Annotated in this window: 17 protein-coding genes; 12 read left to right on the top strand and 5 right to left on the bottom strand. The window is 68.3% G+C overall.

What is annotated here, in order from left to right; genetic code table 11:
* The 3 genes from ABZ319_RS37000 to ABZ319_RS36990 form a co-directional block, all read left to right on the top strand.
* On the top strand, positions 1–1,278 hold a 1,278-nt coding region (locus tag ABZ319_RS37000), incomplete at its 5' end, for a histidine kinase (protein WP_354991237.1).
* A 65-nt stretch (positions 1,279–1,343) separates the two neighbouring features.
* Entirely contained in the window at positions 1,344–1,634 is a 291-nt protein-coding gene (locus ABZ319_RS36995) for a hypothetical protein (RefSeq protein WP_354991236.1), read from the top strand.
* An 11-nt stretch (positions 1,635–1,645) separates the two neighbouring features.
* Positions 1,646–2,146, top strand: coding sequence for a DoxX family protein (locus tag ABZ319_RS36990; protein WP_354991235.1), 501 nt, complete (start codon positions 1,646–1,648; stop codon positions 2,144–2,146).
* A 42-nt stretch (positions 2,147–2,188) separates the two neighbouring features.
* Here the strand turns inward: ABZ319_RS36990 and ABZ319_RS36985 are convergent, their stop codons facing one another.
* The 3 genes from ABZ319_RS36985 to ABZ319_RS36975 all read right to left on the bottom strand — a co-directional run bounded on the left by ABZ319_RS36985 (position 2,189) and on the right by ABZ319_RS36975 (position 6,122).
* A complete protein-coding gene (locus tag ABZ319_RS36985) occupies positions 2,189–3,175 on the bottom strand; it encodes a M48 family metalloprotease (RefSeq protein WP_354991234.1) in 987 nt (328 codons plus the stop codon).
* Positions 3,176–3,478: 303 nt separating this feature from the next.
* Entirely contained in the window at positions 3,479–4,705 is a 1,227-nt protein-coding gene (locus ABZ319_RS36980) for an acyl-CoA dehydrogenase family protein (protein ID WP_354991233.1), read from the bottom strand.
* Positions 4,706–4,733: 28 nt separating this feature from the next.
* Positions 4,734–6,122 (bottom strand): acyl-CoA dehydrogenase family protein, encoded by a 1,389-nt coding sequence (locus ABZ319_RS36975; RefSeq protein WP_354991232.1) that lies wholly within the window; start codon positions 6,120–6,122, stop codon positions 4,734–4,736.
* Positions 6,123–6,395: 273 nt separating this feature from the next.
* Here ABZ319_RS36975 and ABZ319_RS36970 point away from each other — a divergent pair, with 273 nt between their 5' ends.
* On the top strand, positions 6,396–6,620 hold the full coding sequence (locus ABZ319_RS36970) for a hypothetical protein (protein ID WP_354991231.1): 225 nt from the start codon (positions 6,396–6,398) through the stop codon (positions 6,618–6,620).
* 99 nt (positions 6,621–6,719) lie between these two features.
* On the opposite strand, the gene hisN is transcribed toward ABZ319_RS36970, so the two are convergent.
* Positions 6,720–7,505 carry a histidinol-phosphatase gene (gene hisN / locus ABZ319_RS36965; RefSeq protein ID WP_354991230.1) on the bottom strand — a complete coding sequence of 262 codons (786 nt, stop codon included), beginning with the start codon at positions 7,503–7,505 and terminating at the stop codon, positions 6,720–6,722.
* 225 nt (positions 7,506–7,730) lie between these two features.
* On the opposite strand from hisN, the gene ABZ319_RS36960 reads away from it, so the two are divergent.
* Positions 7,731–8,591, top strand: a complete 861-nt coding sequence (locus ABZ319_RS36960) for a helix-turn-helix transcriptional regulator (RefSeq protein ID WP_354991229.1) — start codon at positions 7,731–7,733, stop codon at positions 8,589–8,591.
* Between the two features lie 66 nt (positions 8,592–8,657).
* On the opposite strand, the gene ABZ319_RS36955 is transcribed toward ABZ319_RS36960, so the two are convergent.
* A complete protein-coding gene (locus tag ABZ319_RS36955) occupies positions 8,658–9,011 on the bottom strand; it encodes a DUF732 domain-containing protein (RefSeq protein ID WP_354991228.1) in 354 nt (117 codons plus the stop codon).
* Between the two features lie 354 nt (positions 9,012–9,365).
* Between ABZ319_RS36955 and prfB the strand changes: the two genes are divergently transcribed.
* From prfB to ABZ319_RS36920, 7 genes are all read left to right on the top strand, one after another.
* Positions 9,366–10,478 (top strand): peptide chain release factor 2, encoded by a 1,113-nt coding sequence (gene prfB / locus ABZ319_RS36950; protein ID WP_354991227.1) that lies wholly within the window; start codon positions 9,366–9,368, stop codon positions 10,476–10,478.
* Between the two features lie 309 nt (positions 10,479–10,787).
* Positions 10,788–11,651 (top strand): mechanosensitive ion channel family protein, encoded by an 864-nt coding sequence (locus ABZ319_RS36945; protein WP_354991226.1) that lies wholly within the window; start codon positions 10,788–10,790, stop codon positions 11,649–11,651.
* A complete protein-coding gene (locus tag ABZ319_RS36940) occupies positions 11,638–11,805 on the top strand; it encodes a hypothetical protein (RefSeq protein ID WP_354991225.1) in 168 nt (55 codons plus the stop codon). The genes ABZ319_RS36945 and ABZ319_RS36940 overlap by 14 nt, the downstream gene beginning before the upstream one ends.
* 56 nt (positions 11,806–11,861) lie before the next feature.
* A complete protein-coding gene (gene ftsE, locus ABZ319_RS36935; protein ID WP_354991224.1) occupies positions 11,862–12,551 on the top strand; it encodes a cell division ATP-binding protein FtsE in 690 nt (229 codons plus the stop codon).
* Positions 12,551–13,453 carry a permease-like cell division protein FtsX gene (gene ftsX, locus ABZ319_RS36930; protein WP_354991223.1) on the top strand — a complete coding sequence of 301 codons (903 nt, stop codon included), beginning with the start codon at positions 12,551–12,553 and terminating at the stop codon, positions 13,451–13,453. Before ftsE ends, ftsX begins: the two co-directional genes overlap by 1 nt.
* A gap of 243 nt (positions 13,454–13,696) precedes the next feature.
* Positions 13,697–15,733: a DNA helicase RecQ gene (gene recQ / locus ABZ319_RS36925; RefSeq protein ID WP_354991238.1), complete on the top strand. Its 2,037-nt coding sequence runs from the start codon at positions 13,697–13,699 to the stop codon at positions 15,731–15,733.
* Between the two features lie 671 nt (positions 15,734–16,404).
* Complete coding sequence (locus ABZ319_RS36920) at positions 16,405–16,764, top strand: hypothetical protein (RefSeq protein ID WP_354991222.1); 360 nt, start codon at positions 16,405–16,407, stop codon at positions 16,762–16,764.
* Positions 16,765–17,036 lie beyond the last annotated feature (272 nt).

Below are 17,036 nucleotides of genomic sequence, written 5' to 3'. Positions count from 1 at the left end.
GCGCCGCAGCAAGGAAGAGCTCGAGGAGCTGCTGCAGGAGCGGATGGATCTGATCAAGAGCCGCCGCCGCGCGCCGAGACCGTGCGCGAAACAGCGGCGCTGCACCGGGATGTCGCGGTGCTGCCGCGTGATCACGAGCCGGTGGCGCGGTTGCTGCCGCGGCTGACGCTGCTCACCTTGGCCGTGAGTCTCGCGTCGTGGACGGTGAATCAGGTGCTCGAGAGCGGGCAGCACCGGCCGTTCATCGCGGTCGGGGGCGCGGTCATGTCGGCGCTGTTGCTGGCCGAGCTGTACTGGCCGCGGTGGGCCACGGCGTGCTTGGCGGTGCAGGCGGGGATCGCGTTGATTCCGCTGCCGTGGCTGGGGAGTTCGTGGTGCGTGTGGCTGATCCTGCTGGCGGCCTCGGTGCTGCTGACCCAGCGCGGGGTGTGGGCCTGGGTGGTGGTGGGCGGGTTGTTCGCGCTGCGCGGGGCCTATACCGAGCCCGCCGAACGGCTCGGGATGCGGGCGGGCTGGGTGATTCTCGCGATGGAGGCGACGCTGGTGCTGGTCGGGCTGGCGCGGTTCTGGCGGCTGTCCGTCGAGCTCAATCGCTCGCGCGCCGAGCTGGTGCGAATCACCTTGCAGGTGGAGCGATTACGGGTGGCGCGCGATATTCACGATCTGCTCGGGCTGACGCTGTCGGTGCTCGCGCTCAAGAGTGATCTGATCACCGAGTTGATCACGCGCGATCCGGGGCGGGCGGCTGCCGAGATCGAGGAGGCGCTGCGGATCGCGGGGGAGGCGCGGGGTGAGGCGCTGCGGATGGCGGATTCGCGCGGGACCAAGGCGCTGGGGCACGAATTGCGTTCCGCGGCACTGGCTGTCGGTGCGGACGGGGCCGAGGTGCGGCTGGATCGGGACGACTCGCTGCCCGAGCCGGCGGGTGCGGTACTCGCGCCGGTGGTGCGGGAGGCGGTCACGAACGTCCTGCGGCACAGTGCGGCGACGCGGGTGTGGATCGAGTGCCGGGTGCGCGAGAACCGGCTGCGGCTGACCGTCCGCAACGACGGGGCCGGGGCCGTTGCGGACGGGGCCGGTCAGGGGGTGCGGAACATGCGTGCCCGGGTGACCGAGGCCGGCGGGGTGTTCCGCGTGGAGGTGGCCGATGGCGAATTCCGTCTCACAGCAGAGGTTCCGGTCACCGAATATGCAGATTGCACGGTTCCGGCCGTGACAACGCATACCGGATCGGTGCGCGGCGCACTACCCGCCGCGCCCGCGGCGGAACAGGATTGATCTGTACCGAAAGCGGCGGGAAAACAACTCTCCCGCAGCACTATTCGCACAGCGAGGAGCCTGTCATGCCCGTCATCAGAATCCACCACTACCGCGTCGAGGACGAGCGCCTCGACGCGCTGCTGGCCCAGCGCACCACCCTGATCAACGGGATCCGGATGAACAACCCCGGCCTGACCGAAACCCGCCTCACCCGTCTGGAAGACGGCAGCTACTCCGACACCTGGCGCTGGGACTCGGCCGAGCAGATGCTCGCGGCGATCGGGGCGTCCCAGGGCTTCCCCCTGGTGGACGCGACCATGGCGCTGACCGTGGACGCCGTGGTCGAGACCGGCGAAATCGTCGACGAGCGTTAGGGATCCACATCATGAGCACCCAACAGCTGTCCCGCGAGGCCGCGCCCGCTACCGAACGCCCGGCCGGACTGATCGATTCGTGGGCGGGCACGACCTGGCCCGCCCGGGCCAGGTTCGCCGCCTTCGCCGCCACCACCGGCATCGTCCTGACCGAGTCGGTGGTGGGCGCCTACTGGGACCTGGCCCGGGTCCCCTACGTCCAGGACACGTTCGCCGAGATCCGGTACCCCATGTACTTCGCCACGATCCTCGGCGCGGCCAAGGTCCTGGCGGTAGGCGCGGTGGTGGTCCCCGGCTTCCCCCGCCTGAAGGAATGGGCCTACGCGGGCCTGGTCTTCGTCTACGCGGGCGCGTCGGCTTCCCACGTGGCGGTAGGCGATCCCCCCGCCCGCTGGATCAGCCCCCTGGTCTTCACGGCCCTGACCCTGACCTCCTGGTACCTCCGCGCCCCCGCCCAACGCGACCCGAAACCCCTCCCGGAGGGCCTGCGCCGCGCGTTCCGCCGCGGCTGACACCGGTTCCGATAAGCGTGCACCCGGAACCTTCCCGGGCCGTCACCCGGCCGGGTGCACGTGGGCAGCCATCCGAGACTCGATCGCGCGGATGCGCTTTCGTGTCAGCGGGTAGGCAGAGAGCGGTGCGAAGAGCTGAGTGAGGAGACGATGCTCATCGGGGCGGACCGGCAGGCCGAAGCAATTATCGCGGCCGTGCTCACGGAAAAATGTCAGCAGCCCGTCGCCGAAGCCGAGATCCACCGCGACGCGGTCGGCCAATCGTTCGCCGTACCTACGGGTCGCTCGCTCGGCCAGCAATTCCATGATCAGCAGCAAAGCGGCGATGAAGGCGTGGAAGGGGCCCAGCAGTACCACCAGCACCGAGGCTTGGGTGCTGAGATACACCACCAAGGCGGCACAAAGGAGCAGTACTCGCAGCAGTCCGCCGTGCCGTGCTAGGTCGGCTGGTTTCCTCGCGATGCCGATTGCCAGCCGGGGAACCGCGTGCAAAGGCAGCGCGCACCAACCGGCCACGACCGATGCGCCGTTGCGGCGAGTACTGAGCAGGTGGCCGAGCTCGTGGGCGAGCATCGCCCGCAACTGAGGTTCGCGCAGCTGCCGCACAGCCTCGCTGCTCACATGGACGGCCCACCGACCCCGGGCGTAAGCCCGCACCTCCGTGGATTCATCGATCGACAGCACATAGTCGGACTCGACAACCCCTGCGGCCGTGGCGACATCGAGCCACGCCGGGACGAGCCGGTCGATCTGCTCGGAGGTCCATTCGTGCGCATTCGAAGCCGGCCGAAACCCCTCGGCCAACATGGTCACTATCAGCAGCGCAGCGCCGATAAATGCCCACACCGAAAGGAATACGATCGTTCCCCCGTGCCCGAACAGTCCGCCTGCCCAAGCCACGATCATGAGCCCCAGCGCGATCGAAGGCGTCGAGAGCGCGAACATCGCCGTCGTGGCCAACCGCCGCCGCCACCGCAGCCGCCCCCGATAACGCTCCCGATCGGACTCTATGCGCAGCAACGGATCCACCCCGCCTCCCGGACCGATCGAGCCCGACAAGGCAACGACGACCGCGGCGTGTCACCCCCGGCGCAGCCGCTGATCGAGCCGCAGGACCCTGTCACAAAGGCCGTCATCGGTTCAGTGTCGTCGGCGCGGCTTGTCCGAACCTTGGGAAGCGCTTATGGACTCGAGTCCGCGACGCTCAGGCCGGCTTGAAACCGCCGCGCCGCAAGCGATCCAGCGGCGATGTCGGCGGTTGCCCACGGTCCGAAACGAAGAAACCGGTGTGAGATCAAGTGATCTCACACCGGTTTCCCGTTGTGCCGGAACTTACTTCAGCTTGTCCGAGCCCAGGCCGAGGACCCGGCGAGCCACGATCAGCTGCTGGATCTGCTGGGTGCCTTCGAAGATGTCGAGGATCTTCGAGTCGCGGGCCCACTTCTCCAGGAGGGTGCGCTGGGAGTAGCCGGTCTGGCCGGCCAGCTCCACGGCCTTCAGGGTTACGTCGGTGCCCATGCGGCCGGCCTTGGCCTTGGACATCGACGCCTCGAGGGAGTTCGGCTTCTTGTTGTCGGCCATCCAGGCGGCGCGCAGGGACAGCAGGTAGGCCGACTCCCAATCCGCTTCCATGCGAAGGAACTCCGCGGCGGCGGCGTGCTGGTTGTTGGCCGGCTTGTCGTAGGAGATCTCCACGCCCGCGTCCTCGAGCACCGTGCGGAGCTCTTCGAGCGCGGCGCGGCCGACGCCGACAGCCATGGCGGCAACGAGGGGACGGGTGTTGTCGAACGTCTGCATGACGCCCGCGAAACCCTTCTCCACGTTGACTTCCGGGCTGCCCAGGATGTTGTCCGCGGGGATGCGGCAATCCTCGAACCGGATCTCGGCGGTGTCCGAGGCCTTGATGCCCAGCTTGTGCTCGAGACGAGACACGGTCAGGCCCTTGGCATCACGCGGCACCACGAAGGACTTGATGGCCGCGCGGCCCGCGGACTTGTCCACCGACGCCCACACCACGATGTGGGTGGCGCGCGAACCGGCGGTCACGAAGATCTTGGTGCCGTTGAGCACCCACTCGTCGCCGTCGAGGACCGCGGTCGCCGTGACAGCCGCGGAGTCCGAACCGAACGACGGCTCGGTGATGGCCATCGCGGCCCACACCTTGCCGAAACGCTTCAGCTGCTCATCGGTCGACACCGCGGCGATCGCGGCGTTGCCCAGACCCTGGTAGGGGATGGACAGCATCAGGCCCGCGTCACCCCAGCAGGTCTCGAGGGCGTTCAGCAGCGCGGACATGTTGCCGCCGTTGGAGTTTCCGAGCAGCTCGGTGGCGTGCTCGTCCTTCTCATCGGCCTTGCGGCCACCGGTGGCGCCCGAGACGTCCTGCTCGCCCGAAGCGGACAGGCCCTCGATCATGGCGGCCATGGTGTCCAGCTCGACCGGGTACTCGTGCTCGGCCAGGTCGTACTTGCGGGACACCGGGCGGAAGATCTCCGCGGCGACCTGGTGGGCCTGGTTCGCGCTGGCCCGGAGCTTCTTGGGGAGTTCGAGATTGATCATGAGTTTGTCTCTCCGTTGAGAAGTCGGGTCAGAGAAGGACTACGCCCTCGGCAACGCCGATGGCACGAAGATCGCGGTACCAGCGCTCCACCGGGTGCTCCTTGGTGAAGCCGTGGCCGCCGAGCAGCTGCACGCCGTCCAGGCCGATCTGCATGCCCTTCTCGGTGGCCAGCTTCTTGGCCAGCGCCGCCTCGCGAGCGAACGACAGGCCCTGCTCCGCGCGTGACGCACCCCGCAGGGTCACGAGACGAAGTCCGTCGAGCTCGATGGCCATGTTGGCGACCATGAAGGCCACCGCCTGGCGGTGCGCGATCGGCTCGCCGAACGCCTCCCGCTCCTTCACGTAGGGAATCACGTAGTCGAGCACGGCCTGACCGGTGCCGACCGCCAGCGACGACCAGCCCAGGCGGGCCAGGCGCACGGCATCGGCGTAATCCTCGGTGCGCTCGGCGGTTTCGGCATCGCCGAGAATGGCGTTGGCCGAGACCGCGACGTTGTTCAGCAGCAGCCGGCCCAGACCCGCGGCGCGCAGACCCATGCTGGGATCGGCCTCCACGACCACACCCTCGGTGTCCGACTCCACGATGAAGAAGGCCGGGCGACCGTCGAGTTCGGCGGCCACGATGAACAGTTCGGCGTCACCGGCGGCCGGAACCAGGCTCTTCACGCCGTTGAGGCGGAAACCGCTGGGCGAGCGGGTGGCCTTGGTACGCAGCGCGAACGGATCGAACAGCGCGTGCGGCTCGGAGATGACGACCGAGGCCTGCGGCACGCTCTCCCCGGCGAACGCGCCGAGGTAGGTCTTCTGCTGCGCGTCGGTGCCCCACTGGGAGAGCGCGACGGCCACGCCGGACGGAGCGAGCAGCGGCAGCGCCAGGCCCATGTCGCCGTGCGCGAGCGCCTCGGCCACAAGGGAATTGGTGACCGCGCCGCGCTCGGAGGCAGCGCCCTCGAGCTCCTCGGGCACGTTGATCAGCGTGATGCCCAGTTCCGAAGCGCGCTCCAGCAGATCGCGGGGCGCCTTGGCGGCATTGTCGGCGTCGTACGCGGCCGGACGCAGGATCTCCTCGGCGAACTCGCGCACCGTCTCGACGATCATCTGCTGCTCGTCGGTCGGGGTGAGGTCGAAGTAGTCCTTCTTCTTGGACTCGTTGGCGGGCAGCCGCTTGGGCGCGCCGCCGCCGGCGACCTTCTCGAAGACGCGGGTCGCGGCGCCGAGGCTGCGGAAGCCGGTCTTGGTGCCCTCGTACGTCAGCCGCTCGATCGGCTTGCGCAGGTTGTACTTCTCCGCGATCGGGGACCCGGTAATGGTCGTCATGACCCGCATGGCCGCGCCCATCCAGTCGCGCTTGACCGGGTTCAGGCCGACGGCGGAAGTATCAGGACGTCGCGTCTTTGCGGTGTCTCGAGTGCTCATAATCACCAGTTTTCTTGAGTGTGGAGGGTGATCCTGCCCAGCAATCTTACTCCAGAGTAAGACTATCTTACTCCAGAGTAAGAACAACCGTCGAGGGTTGTCGAATCGGCAGGTCGAAGCGGTGCGTTCCGGGCCTTGCCCCGCGAATCAGGGTCTAGTGAAACAAACTTGCTTCAGAAAGACCCGGTGCGGGCTAGGGTGCAGGGGCACCGCGATGCCTTGGGTGTAGCAGAAGCGCCCTCCGGTGCACAGCAGTTCCGATGGAGGTAACCCATGAAAACCGTGCTCGGCACCACCGGCCTGATCGCCGCCGCGCTGTTCCTGTCCGCTCCCGCCGCCCAGGCCGAGGCCGTGGAACTGGAGGACGTGGCGGTGAGCCTGTCCGCGGGCGGCCCGAACACCGAGACCGAGATCGGCCTCGGCTCGGTCAGCGTCGGCTCGGCCAACCCCGGTGGCGCGTTCATCGACTTCGGTTCGGTGCGCATCCCGCTGGGCTGATACCGGCGACATTGCCTTCGGGCGACCCGATGCCGGGACCGCAGCCCCGGATCGGCGCCGAATACCTTCGGCCGCGCCGTAATCGGCGGCCCGTCCGACTCAGGCGGCCAGTGCGGCCAGAACCTGGTCCTGCAGATGAGAATTGGTGGCCACGGCGCTGCCGCCGTGCGGGCCGGGATTGCCGTCCAGGGATGTGAACACCCCGCCCGCCTCGCGAATCAGAATGTCGAGCGCGGCCATATCCCACAGCGAGAGTTCGGGTTCGGTGCAGATGTCCACCGCACCCTCGGCCAGCAGCGTGTAGCCGAAGAAATCACCGTAGCCGCGCACCCGCCACACCTCGTCCGAGAGCGCGATGAGCTTGGCGCGCCGCCCGATCGCCCGCCAGCCGGACAGGCTCGAGATCGCCAGCGAGGCCGCCCCCAGCTCGGCGACGCCGGACACCGAGATGGCGCGCGGCTCGGCCCCCTCGAAACTGGTCCACGCGCCCGCACCCGAAGCGGCCCACCAGCGCCGGGCCAGCGCGGGCGCGCTCACCACGCCGACCACCGGGACGCCGTCCTCCAGCAACGAGATGAGCGAGGCCCACACCGGCACGCCGCGCACGAAGTTCTTGGTCCCGTCGATCGGGTCGATGACCCACTGGCGCCCGGTGAATTCGGCGTCGCCGCCGAACTCCTCGCCCAGCACCAGATCGCCGGGGCGCTCGGCGGAGAGCACCTCGCGCACCATGCGCTCCACGGCCAGGTCGGCATCGGAAACCGGTGTCAGATCCGGCTTGGCGTCGATCTTCAGGTCCAGGGCCCCGAACCGGTCGCGTGTGATGGCGTCGGCCGCGTCGGCCAGCCGCAGGGCGAGTTCGAGATCAGCGGAGTAGGCGGTCACCGGGGGTACGTTAGCCCCTCCGGGTAACACCGCGGCGACGGCAGCGAACTTCCCGCTGCGGGAGTCGCGGTGCGAGCCGGGCCGATACCCGCGCTCGCGAATTCCCGGCGACCGCGCGGCTCGCCCGGAGAGGCGATCGCGATACCGGGCGCGGAGCGTGCAACACGCCGAGATACGAAGTGGCAGGGCGACTTTGCGCCTTGCGCGCCTTGCTACCGTTTGTGGGTGAGCGACAATGAGTTGGGCCTTTTTCTTCGCATTCGGCGCCAGGGGGTCGTACCGGGGGATGTGGGACTACCGGCGGGCGCCCGCCGCCGTACGCCGGGCCTGCGCCGCTCCGAACTCGCCGCGCTGGCCGGGGTGAGCGTCGAATACATCGCCCGGCTCGAACAGGGCCGCGACCGGCATCCCTCCTCGGCGGTGCTGTCCTCGCTCGCCAACGCGCTGAACATGACCCCCAGCGAACGCGTGCACCTGCACCGCCTGGTGAAGGCCCAGACGACCGGATTCACCTGCACCGGCAACCCGCAGCCCGCCCGGGTCGTGCGCGCGCCCATGCTCGCGATACTCGATCAACTCGAACCCGCGCCCGCCTCGGTCCACAATCGCGCCGGGGAGGTGCTGGCCTGCACCGAGGGCTACCGCCGCCTCATGGGCCCGACCGGGCTGCTCGACGACGGCCTGCCCGCCAGCGTCCCGCGCTACGTCTTCACCGACGCCCGCGCGCGGCACATCTACCCCGATTGGCAGCACACCGCCGATCAGACGGTCGCCTGCCTCAAGTTCGGCCCGTTCCGTTCGGACCCGGCCACCGCGACCCTCGTCGACGAACTCGCCGACACCGTCGGCGAGGAGTTCACCGGCCGCCTGTCCCGGGTCACCAGCCTGCCCGACGCCACCGGCATCACGCGCCTGCGCCACCCCGAGGCCGGCATGCTGCGTCTGGCCCACGAAACCCTGGACCTGCCCGCCGAGGACGATCAGCGCCTGATCATCCAGCTGCCCGCCGACGAACCCACCACCGTCGCGCTCGATGATCTGATCGGCCGCCAATCCGATCGCCTCAGCGTCGCCGCGGCGAACTGACCCCCCGGAAATGACGGAACCCCCGGGTATCCCCGAGGGTTCCATTCCTATTCTCTATTCGCGCGATCAGCCGATCGGCGCGTCCCGGAATTCCGGGCACAGGTAGAACGAGGCGTCGATCGTCACATCGATCGCGGCGTCCTCCGTGAGGCCCCGGTTGTCCATCGCCAGCACCGCGTCGAATTTCGTGCCGCCGTTGCGCAGCACGCCGCATACGGCGTAGCCGTCGCTGAGCACATCGTTCTCGTCCTCGATGATGTAGCCGTCTTCCTCGACCTCCTGCAGGAAGCGACGCTCGTTCTCCGTGCGCGGCTGGGACGATCCGCCGCCCGACCCGGTGTCGAACGGCCCGGCCTGCGCGGCGCCCATTCCCAGGAAGGGCATGAGGGCGATGAGCGATACAACTGCGAATTTACGCATTGCGGAGATGGTTTCTTTCTCTCGTGAGCTTTTCGGCGCAGCACGGAGAAGGCGTGAAACGGCACGCGTACGCATCCACATCTGGTTCCCTCCCCGATGGCAGCTGTTCGACTATACGAGAGTTTTAGTGGCACAGCGAATTTCCCTTGCGCGGGTGGTTATCGTGGAGTCATGAGCGACAAATCGCGAAAGTCGGCCTCCCGCCGGGACAGTGCCCCCGCCGCCGGTTGACTGCCCGGCGCCGTGTCCGCACCCGGTCGCGGCGACCCCCGCGCGGGTTCGCCCGGCACGGTTCGACCCGCTGCTGGGCGTCGAAGTGTGGAGCGGGCGGGGCAGTCGGTAGCCTTGAACACCGTGCATCCTGACGTATCCGCTGACCTGGCCGAACTCGACGCGACCCTGAAGACCGTGGAGTCGGTGCTCGATATCGACGAACTGGTCCGGCGGATCAACGAGCTGGAGCACCAGGCCGCCGACCCGGATCTGTGGAACAACCAGGACCACGCCCAGGCGGTGACGAGCGAACTCTCGCACGCGCAGGCCGAACTGCGCCGCGTCCAGGGCCTGCGCCAGCGGCTCGAGGATCTGCCGGTGCTGTACGAGCTGGCCGAGGACGAGGAGGGCGACGCCCGCGCGGCCGCCATCGCCGACGCCGACGCCGAACGGTCCGCGCTGCACGCCGACGTGGAGGCCATGGAGGTCCGCACGCTGCTCGCCGGCGAATACGACAAGCGCGAGGCGCTGGTCAACATTCGCTCCGGCGCGGGCGGCGTGGACGCTGCGGACTGGGCCCAGATGCTCATGCGCATGTACGTGCGCTGGGCCGAACGGCACAAGTACCCCGTCGAAATCTACGACACCTCGTACGCGGAAGAGGCGGGCATCAAGTCGGCCACCTTCGCGGTGAAGTCGCCCTACGCCTACGGCACGCTGTCGGTGGAGATGGGCACGCACCGGCTGGTGCGCATCAGCCCGTTCGACAACCAGGGCCGGCGCCAGACCTCCTTCGCCGAGGTCGAGGTACTGCCCGTGGTCGAGACCACCGACCACATCGAGATCCCGGACGGCGAGGTCCGCGTCGACGTGTACCGCTCGTCCGGCCCCGGTGGCCAGTCGGTCAACACCACCGACTCCGCGGTCCGCCTGACGCATATCCCGACCGGCATCGTCGTCACCTGTCAGAACGAGAAATCGCAGCTGCAGAACAAGATTTCGGCCATGCGCGTGCTGCAGGCCAAACTGCTCGAGCGCAAGCGGCAGGAAGAGCGCGCCCAGATGGACGCCCTCAAGACCAACGAGGGCGCGTCCTGGGGCAACCAGATGCGGTCCTACGTGCTGCACCCGTACCAGATGGTCAAGGATCTGCGCACCAACTACGAGGTCAACAACCCGACCGCGGTGCTCGACGGTGACATCGACGCGTTCATCGAGAGCGGCATCCGCTGGCGCATGCGCGAGGGTGCATAGACGCTGGCGTGTCGACGAACTTGCGGCATCCGCTGGCGCATGCGGGAAGCCCAGGCGTAATTCGCGACACCCCGGCTCATGACCCGCGCGGAACGGGGTATCGCGACGCGCGGGAGCCGGGCCGGATGCGCCGCGGACCCGCCGAGCGCCGCCGCGACAGCCAGTACTGTGGTGCCTCGGGTGTGTTTGCGGCACTGCGATGTTCGCGATCCGCCCGAGCGCTGAACCGAATGGCGTGCCCCGGAGTTCCGGGCCGCCGGGATCGCGAACAGCCCTGGCGCAGCGGAGGCAAGACAGTACGGAGGCAGTATGAGCAGTAGTTCGATTCTCGCCGCGGGCACCGGGTCCGATCTCGGGAACTGGTTCCGTTCCAGCGGACTCGAGATCGTGCTGCTGATCGTGGGCGCGATGTTGTTCGCGCGTGCGGTCACGTTCGTCCGGGACCGCATCACGCGCAAGATCGACGCCTCGTTCCGCAGCAGCGATTCGCTGGTGCGCACCGAGGCCGCCAAGCATCGGCACGCGCTCGCCCAGGTGCTCACCTGGGTGGTGCTGTCGCTGGTCTACTTCCTGGTCGCGCTGGAAGTGTTGCAGCGCTTGGGGTTCCAACTGGGTGGTCTGGTCGCGCCGGCCGCGGTGATCGGCGCCGCACTGGGTTTCGGCGCCCAGCGCATCGTGCAGGATCTGCTCGCCGGATTCTTCCTGATCACCGAAAGGCAATACGGTTTCGGCGATGTCGTGCGCATCGCGGTGACTGGATCCGCGGTCGATGCCGAGGGTACGGTCGAGGACGTGACGCTGCGGATCACGACCTTGCGCAGCGCTGACGGCGAGGTCATTTCGGTACCGAACGGTCAGATCGTGAAAGTGACCAATCTGTCGAAGGATTGGGCTCGTGCGGCCATCGACGTCCCCGTGCCCGCGACCGCCGACATCAACAGGGTCAACGAGATCCTGCGGGAGGTGGGCGCCAAGGCGTTCGCCGATCGCAAGCTGAAAACCCTGCTGCTGGACGAACCCAGCGTCATGGGTGTCGAAGATCTCACGGTCGACCAGATGAACATCAAGATGGTTGCCCGGACACTGCCGGGCAAACAGTTCGAGGTAGGGCGCGAGCTGCGCGTGCGGGTAGCCGCGGCACTCCGCCGGGAGGGTTTGAGTGAAAACACGTAAGTCCACGGCGGTCCTGATCACGGTCTGGCTCGCGACGTTCGTGCTCTACATGTTCGTCAAGCCGGAAACACCCGCGAATCCGGGATATACGCCCATCGTGAACACCATGCTCAGCAACTATTTACCGGAGGCTCCGGCCACCACGCCACGCTGACCCGCCCGCGCGCGGTGTGGCGGAGCGGCGCGACCGCCTGGCTACACTGGCCAATCGTGATAGCGCTGCGCAACGTCACCAAGACCTACAAGACCTCGACGCGACCCGCCCTGGACAACGTCACGGTCGACATCGACAAGGGCGAATTCGTCTTCGTCATCGGCCCGTCCGGTTCGGGCAAGTCGACCTTCATGCGGCTGTTGCTCAAGGAGGAGAAGCCCACCGCGGGCGAGGTCTGGGTCTCGGACTTCCGGGTGGACAAGCTGCCCGGGCGCAAGGTGCCCAAACTCCGCCAGCGCATGGGCTGCGTCTTCCAGGACTTCCGGCTGCTGCAGCAGAAGACCGTCGAGCAGAACGTGGCCTTCGCGCTGGAGGTGATCGGCAAACCCGCGGCATTCATCTCGCGGGCGGTGCCCGAAGCCCTCGACCTGGTGGGTCTGGCGGGAAAGGCCGATCGGCTGCCCGGTGAGCTCTCCGGCGGTGAGCAGCAGCGCGCCGCGCTGGCCCGCGCGTTCGTGAACCGGCCGCTGGTGCTGCTGGCGGACGAGCCGACCGGCAACCTCGACCCCGAGACCAGTCAGGACATCATGGCGCTGCTGGAACGGGTGAACCGCACCGGAACCACGGTGGTCATGGCCACCCACGACAACACCATCGTCGACGCCATGCGGCGCCGGGTGATCGAACTGGATCGCGGCCGGCTGGTCCGCGACGACGAGACCGGCGTCTACGGGGTGGGGCGGTAATGCGCGCGGGATTCCTGTTCGGCGAGATCTTCACGGGCCTGCGCCGCAACATCACCATGACCATCGCCATGATCCTGACCACGGCGGTCTCGCTGACCATGCTCGGCGGCGGCCTGCTGACGGTCCGGCTGGCGGACAAGATCCAGGACTACTACGTCCAGCGCGTGGCGATCCGGCTGTACCTCGACGACTCGGCTTCGCGCGATCTCGACTGCACGCAGGACCCCTGCAAGTCGATCATGATGGATCTCGAGCAGAACCAGTACGTCGCGAGCGTGCAGTACGTGAACAGCCAGGAGGCGGTCAAGGAGGTCAAGGAATCGACCTTCAAGGATCAGCCGGGGCTCGCGGACGAGGTCAGCAAGGACGGGCTGCCCGGTTCGTTCCGGGTCAAGCTCAACGATGTGACCAAGTACCGCACCATCTATGACGACTTCCACGAGCGACCCGGGGTCATGACGGTGCTCAACGACGTCGACATCGTGGATCGGCTGGTCGGGTTCTTCACCGGCATCCGCAACACCGCCTTCGGGCTCGCGGCGCTGCAGGCGCTGGCCGCGCTGTTGCTGATCGCGAACATGGTTCAGGTGGCGGCGCTGGCCCGCAAGACCGAGGTCAACATCATGCGCCTGGTCGGCGCGACGCGGTGGTACACCCAATTGCCCTTCCTGCTGGAGGCGGTGCTTGCGGCCCTGGTGGGTTCGCTGCTGGCGGTGGCCGGATTGTTCGTCGCGCAACCGCTGGTGATCAACAAGGCGCTGGGGTCGCTGGCCAACGACGACGTGCTGCCGCCGATCTCGAGCGAGGACATCGCGACGGTGGCGATGATCATCACGCCGGTGGGTGTCGGATTCGCGGCGTTGGCGGCGTATGCGGCGCTTCGGTATTACGTGCGCGAATGAGTTGCGGAGCCCGGGCCCGTCTTTCGCCGATTCGCATCGTGCGAGGCGAGCCGGGGTATCCGGGTGTGATCCCGCACGCAACGGCCGGTGATGCGCCGGGTGCGCGGGGGTGCGAAGTTGCCAAGGGAGTATTGCGCGTCGGACGCTGTCCGTAGGATTGCTGCCGTGAGTGCACCGGAGGTCGAAACCGTCGTCGGCAGTGAGTCTCTCGAGGACGCCGGAAGTGTTGCGGCGCACCAGGTTCTGCGTAAGACATTCGGCTACGACAGTTTTCGCGGACCGCAGCGGGCAATCGTCGAACAGGTGATTTCCGGCGGCGACGCCCTGGTGCTCATGCCCACCGGCGGCGGCAAGTCGCTCTGCTATCAGATTCCGGCGCTGGTGCGCCCGGGCGTGGGCGTGGTGGTCTCCCCGCTGATCGCCCTCATGCAGGACCAGGTCGACGCGCTGAACGCGGTCGGGGTGCGGGCCGGGTTCCTCAACTCCACCCAGTTCCCCGATGAACGGCGCACGGTCGAGGCGCAATTCGTGGCGGGCGAGCTGGATCTGCTCTACCTCGCCCCCGAGCGGCTGCGCCTGGAGTCCACCGCGCAACTGCTCGACCGCGGCAAGATCGCGCTGTTCGCCATCGACGAGGCGCACTGTGTCTCGCAGTGGGGTCACGACTTCCGGCCCGACTACCTGGCGCTGTCCATGCTGCACGAGCGCTGGCCCGACGTGCCGCGCATCGCGCTCACCGCCACCGCCACCGAGGCGACCCGCAGGGAGATCGCGCAGCGCCTGGATCTCACCGGCGCCAAACACTTCGTCGACAGCTTCGACCGGCCGAACATCCAGTACCGCATCGAAGCCAAGAACCGGCCCGAACAGCAGTTGCTGTCGTTCATCCAGGCCGAGCACGCCGGGGACGCGGGCATCGTCTACTGCCTCTCGCGCAATTCGGTGGAGAAGACCGCCGCGTTCCTGAGCGCCAACGGCGTGCCCGCCGTGCCCTATCACGCCGGACTCGACAATCGGGTGCGCGCGACCAACCAGTCGCGTTTCCTGCGCGAGGACGGGCTGGTGGTGTGCGCCACCATCGCCTTCGGCATGGGCATCGACAAGCCCGACGTGCGTTTCGTCGCGCATCTGGATCTGCCGAAATCGGTGGAGGGGTACTACCAGGAGACCGGCCGCGCCGGGCGCGACGGGCAGCCGTCCACGGCCTGGATGGTCTACGGGCTCAGTGATGTTGTGCAGCAACGCAAGATGATCGACTCGTCCGAGGGCGACGCGGCGCATCGCCGGCAGTTGCAGCTGCACCTGGACGCCATGCTGGCCCTGTGCGAGACGGTGCAGTGCCGGCGCACCCAGCTGCTGGCCTACTTCGGCCAGCCGGGCAAGGCGTGCGGGAACTGCGACACCTGCCTGAACGCGCCCGAGTCGTGGGACGGCACCGTGCCCGCGCAGAAGGTCCTCTCCACGGTGCTGCGGCTCAAGCGCGAACGCGGGCAGAGCTTCGGCGCGGGCCACATCGTCGACATTCTGATCGGCAAGCGCAATCCCAAGGTGGAGCAGCACGCGCACCACGAGCTCAAGGTGTTCGGCATCGGCGCGGATCTGCGCGACATCGAATGGCGCGGCGCGATCCGCCAGCTGCTGGCGCAGGGGCTGCTCGCGGTGCACGGCGACTACGGCGTGCTGACGCTCACCGAGGCCAGCAACGACGTGCTGTTCAACGGCCGCCAGGTCATGCTGCGGCGCGAGCCCGAACGCGCGAAGACCGCGCGGGCTTCCAAGTCCGCCAAGGCGGCCAAGGCCGTGGCCGATCTCGCACCCGGTGACGCGGGGCTGTTCGAGAGCCTGCGGGCGTGGCGCGCGGCCACCGCCAAGGAACAGGGCGTGCCCGCGTACGTCGTGTTCCACGACGCGACGCTGCGTGAGATCGCGGCCCGCAAGCCCGCCACCCTGGCCGATCTGGGCGCGATCGCCGGAATCGGCGAGAACAAGCGCGCCAAGTACGGCGAGGGGGTGCTCGAGGTGGTGACGGGCGCGGCCCCGAGCCAGGCCGGCACGCTGCTCGAGGGGAGTTCCGCGCCGGTTCGCGAGGCTCCGCCCGCGCGCCCGGCAGCTGCCCGTCCGGCGGCCGCTCGCGCGTCGGCGCCGCCGTCCACGCGTGAATCGGCCACGGCGGCAAGACAACCCGCGCGCCCGGCGGCCCCCGCCCCGGACTTCGACGATGTGCCCTGGCCGGACGAGGAACCGGGGTTCCCCGACGAAATGCCGCCCGACTACGAGTAGGCGCGGCGGGGTTGCTCGGCCTGGGAAGGCCCGGACCGGGGATGCCCGGCCGGGGAACGCTCGGCCCGGGAAGGCCTGGACCGGGGATGCCCGGACCGGGAACGGTCGGCCCAGGAAGGCCTGGACCGGGAACGCTCGGCCCGGGAACGCTCGGCCCGGGAACGTTCGGCCCGGGGATGCTCGGCCCGGGGATGCCCGGACCGGGAACGCTCGGCCCGGGGATGCCCGGACCGGGAACGCTCGGCCCGCGGATGCCCGGACCGGGAACGCTCGGCCCGCGGATGCCCGACCCCGGGATGCTCGACTCGGGGCGGTCGGCTCGGGAATGCTCGGCGCGGGGCGGTCGGCCGGGCGCGGGTTGGCCGGTGTGGCGCGGGTTTTCGGGCGCGGCGGTTATCGGTCGCGGTCGCGGGTGATCGACGTGACGGGAGTACGGCGGGGTGATCGTCGCGGTGCCGGGTCGCCGACTGATCTGTCGTGGCGTTGGGTGATCGGCATGCGGCAGTGATCAGCGGCGGTGCAGGTTGATCCGCGTGGGGCGGGAAGCCGGTGCGAGGCCGTCGGTTCGTCATCGTGTCGAACCACGCCTTCGTGCCGGGCGTATCGAACGGTTAGACAGCAGGACCACTTCCGAGCTCCACCCGACGACGAGTGATTGTGAGTATTCGACCGTGGTGAAAATCGATGTGCTGTTCACACGCAGGCCCGAGCGGTGGGGGTTACGCGGCGACCCGCGGCTGTGGGAAGCGTTGCACGAGAAGCTCGGTAGCCGTTCGATCCCCGACGGCGAGTACGACCTGCGCCGGGTCCTCGAGGAGTCCATCGCCGAGATCATCGGCGCGGAACTGCCGCTGTCCGTTCCGGCCACCGATGCCGCGCACTTCCCCGTCGAGCGCTTCCGCATCGGCAGCGGCATGAGCGACGGCGTCGTCTCGCTGCACTGGTGGCGCTACACCGGGATTCCGATGCTGACCGATCGCGCGGCCGGGGTGCGCGCGGGCGAGTACATGGTCCCTATCCGCCGGAAGTGATCGTCGCGGACGGTCGAGAACGATCTTTCCCGGCCGTCCGGCAACACCCCTTCGACGGTGCGGAACCCAGCGCTTGCTGCGGATTTGGTAGCTGAGCCCCGGCAGGATAAGCTTTCGGAGCTGCCGCGGTCCACGGATCGCGGGAAGTCCAAGGTCCCGTCGTCTAGCGGCCTAGGACGCCGCCCTCTCAAGGCGGTAGCGCGGGTTCAAATCCCGTCGGGCAATCCTTGCATAACAGCCCCCATTGGGCCGTTCACAACGAAGAGCATGAG

Source organism: Nocardia sp. NPDC005978 (assembly GCF_040614455.1).
Classification (GTDB): Bacteria; Actinomycetota; Actinomycetes; order Mycobacteriales; family Mycobacteriaceae; genus Nocardia.
Note: the sequence above shows the minus strand (reverse complement) of the source record. Positions and strands in the feature narration are given on the sequence as shown.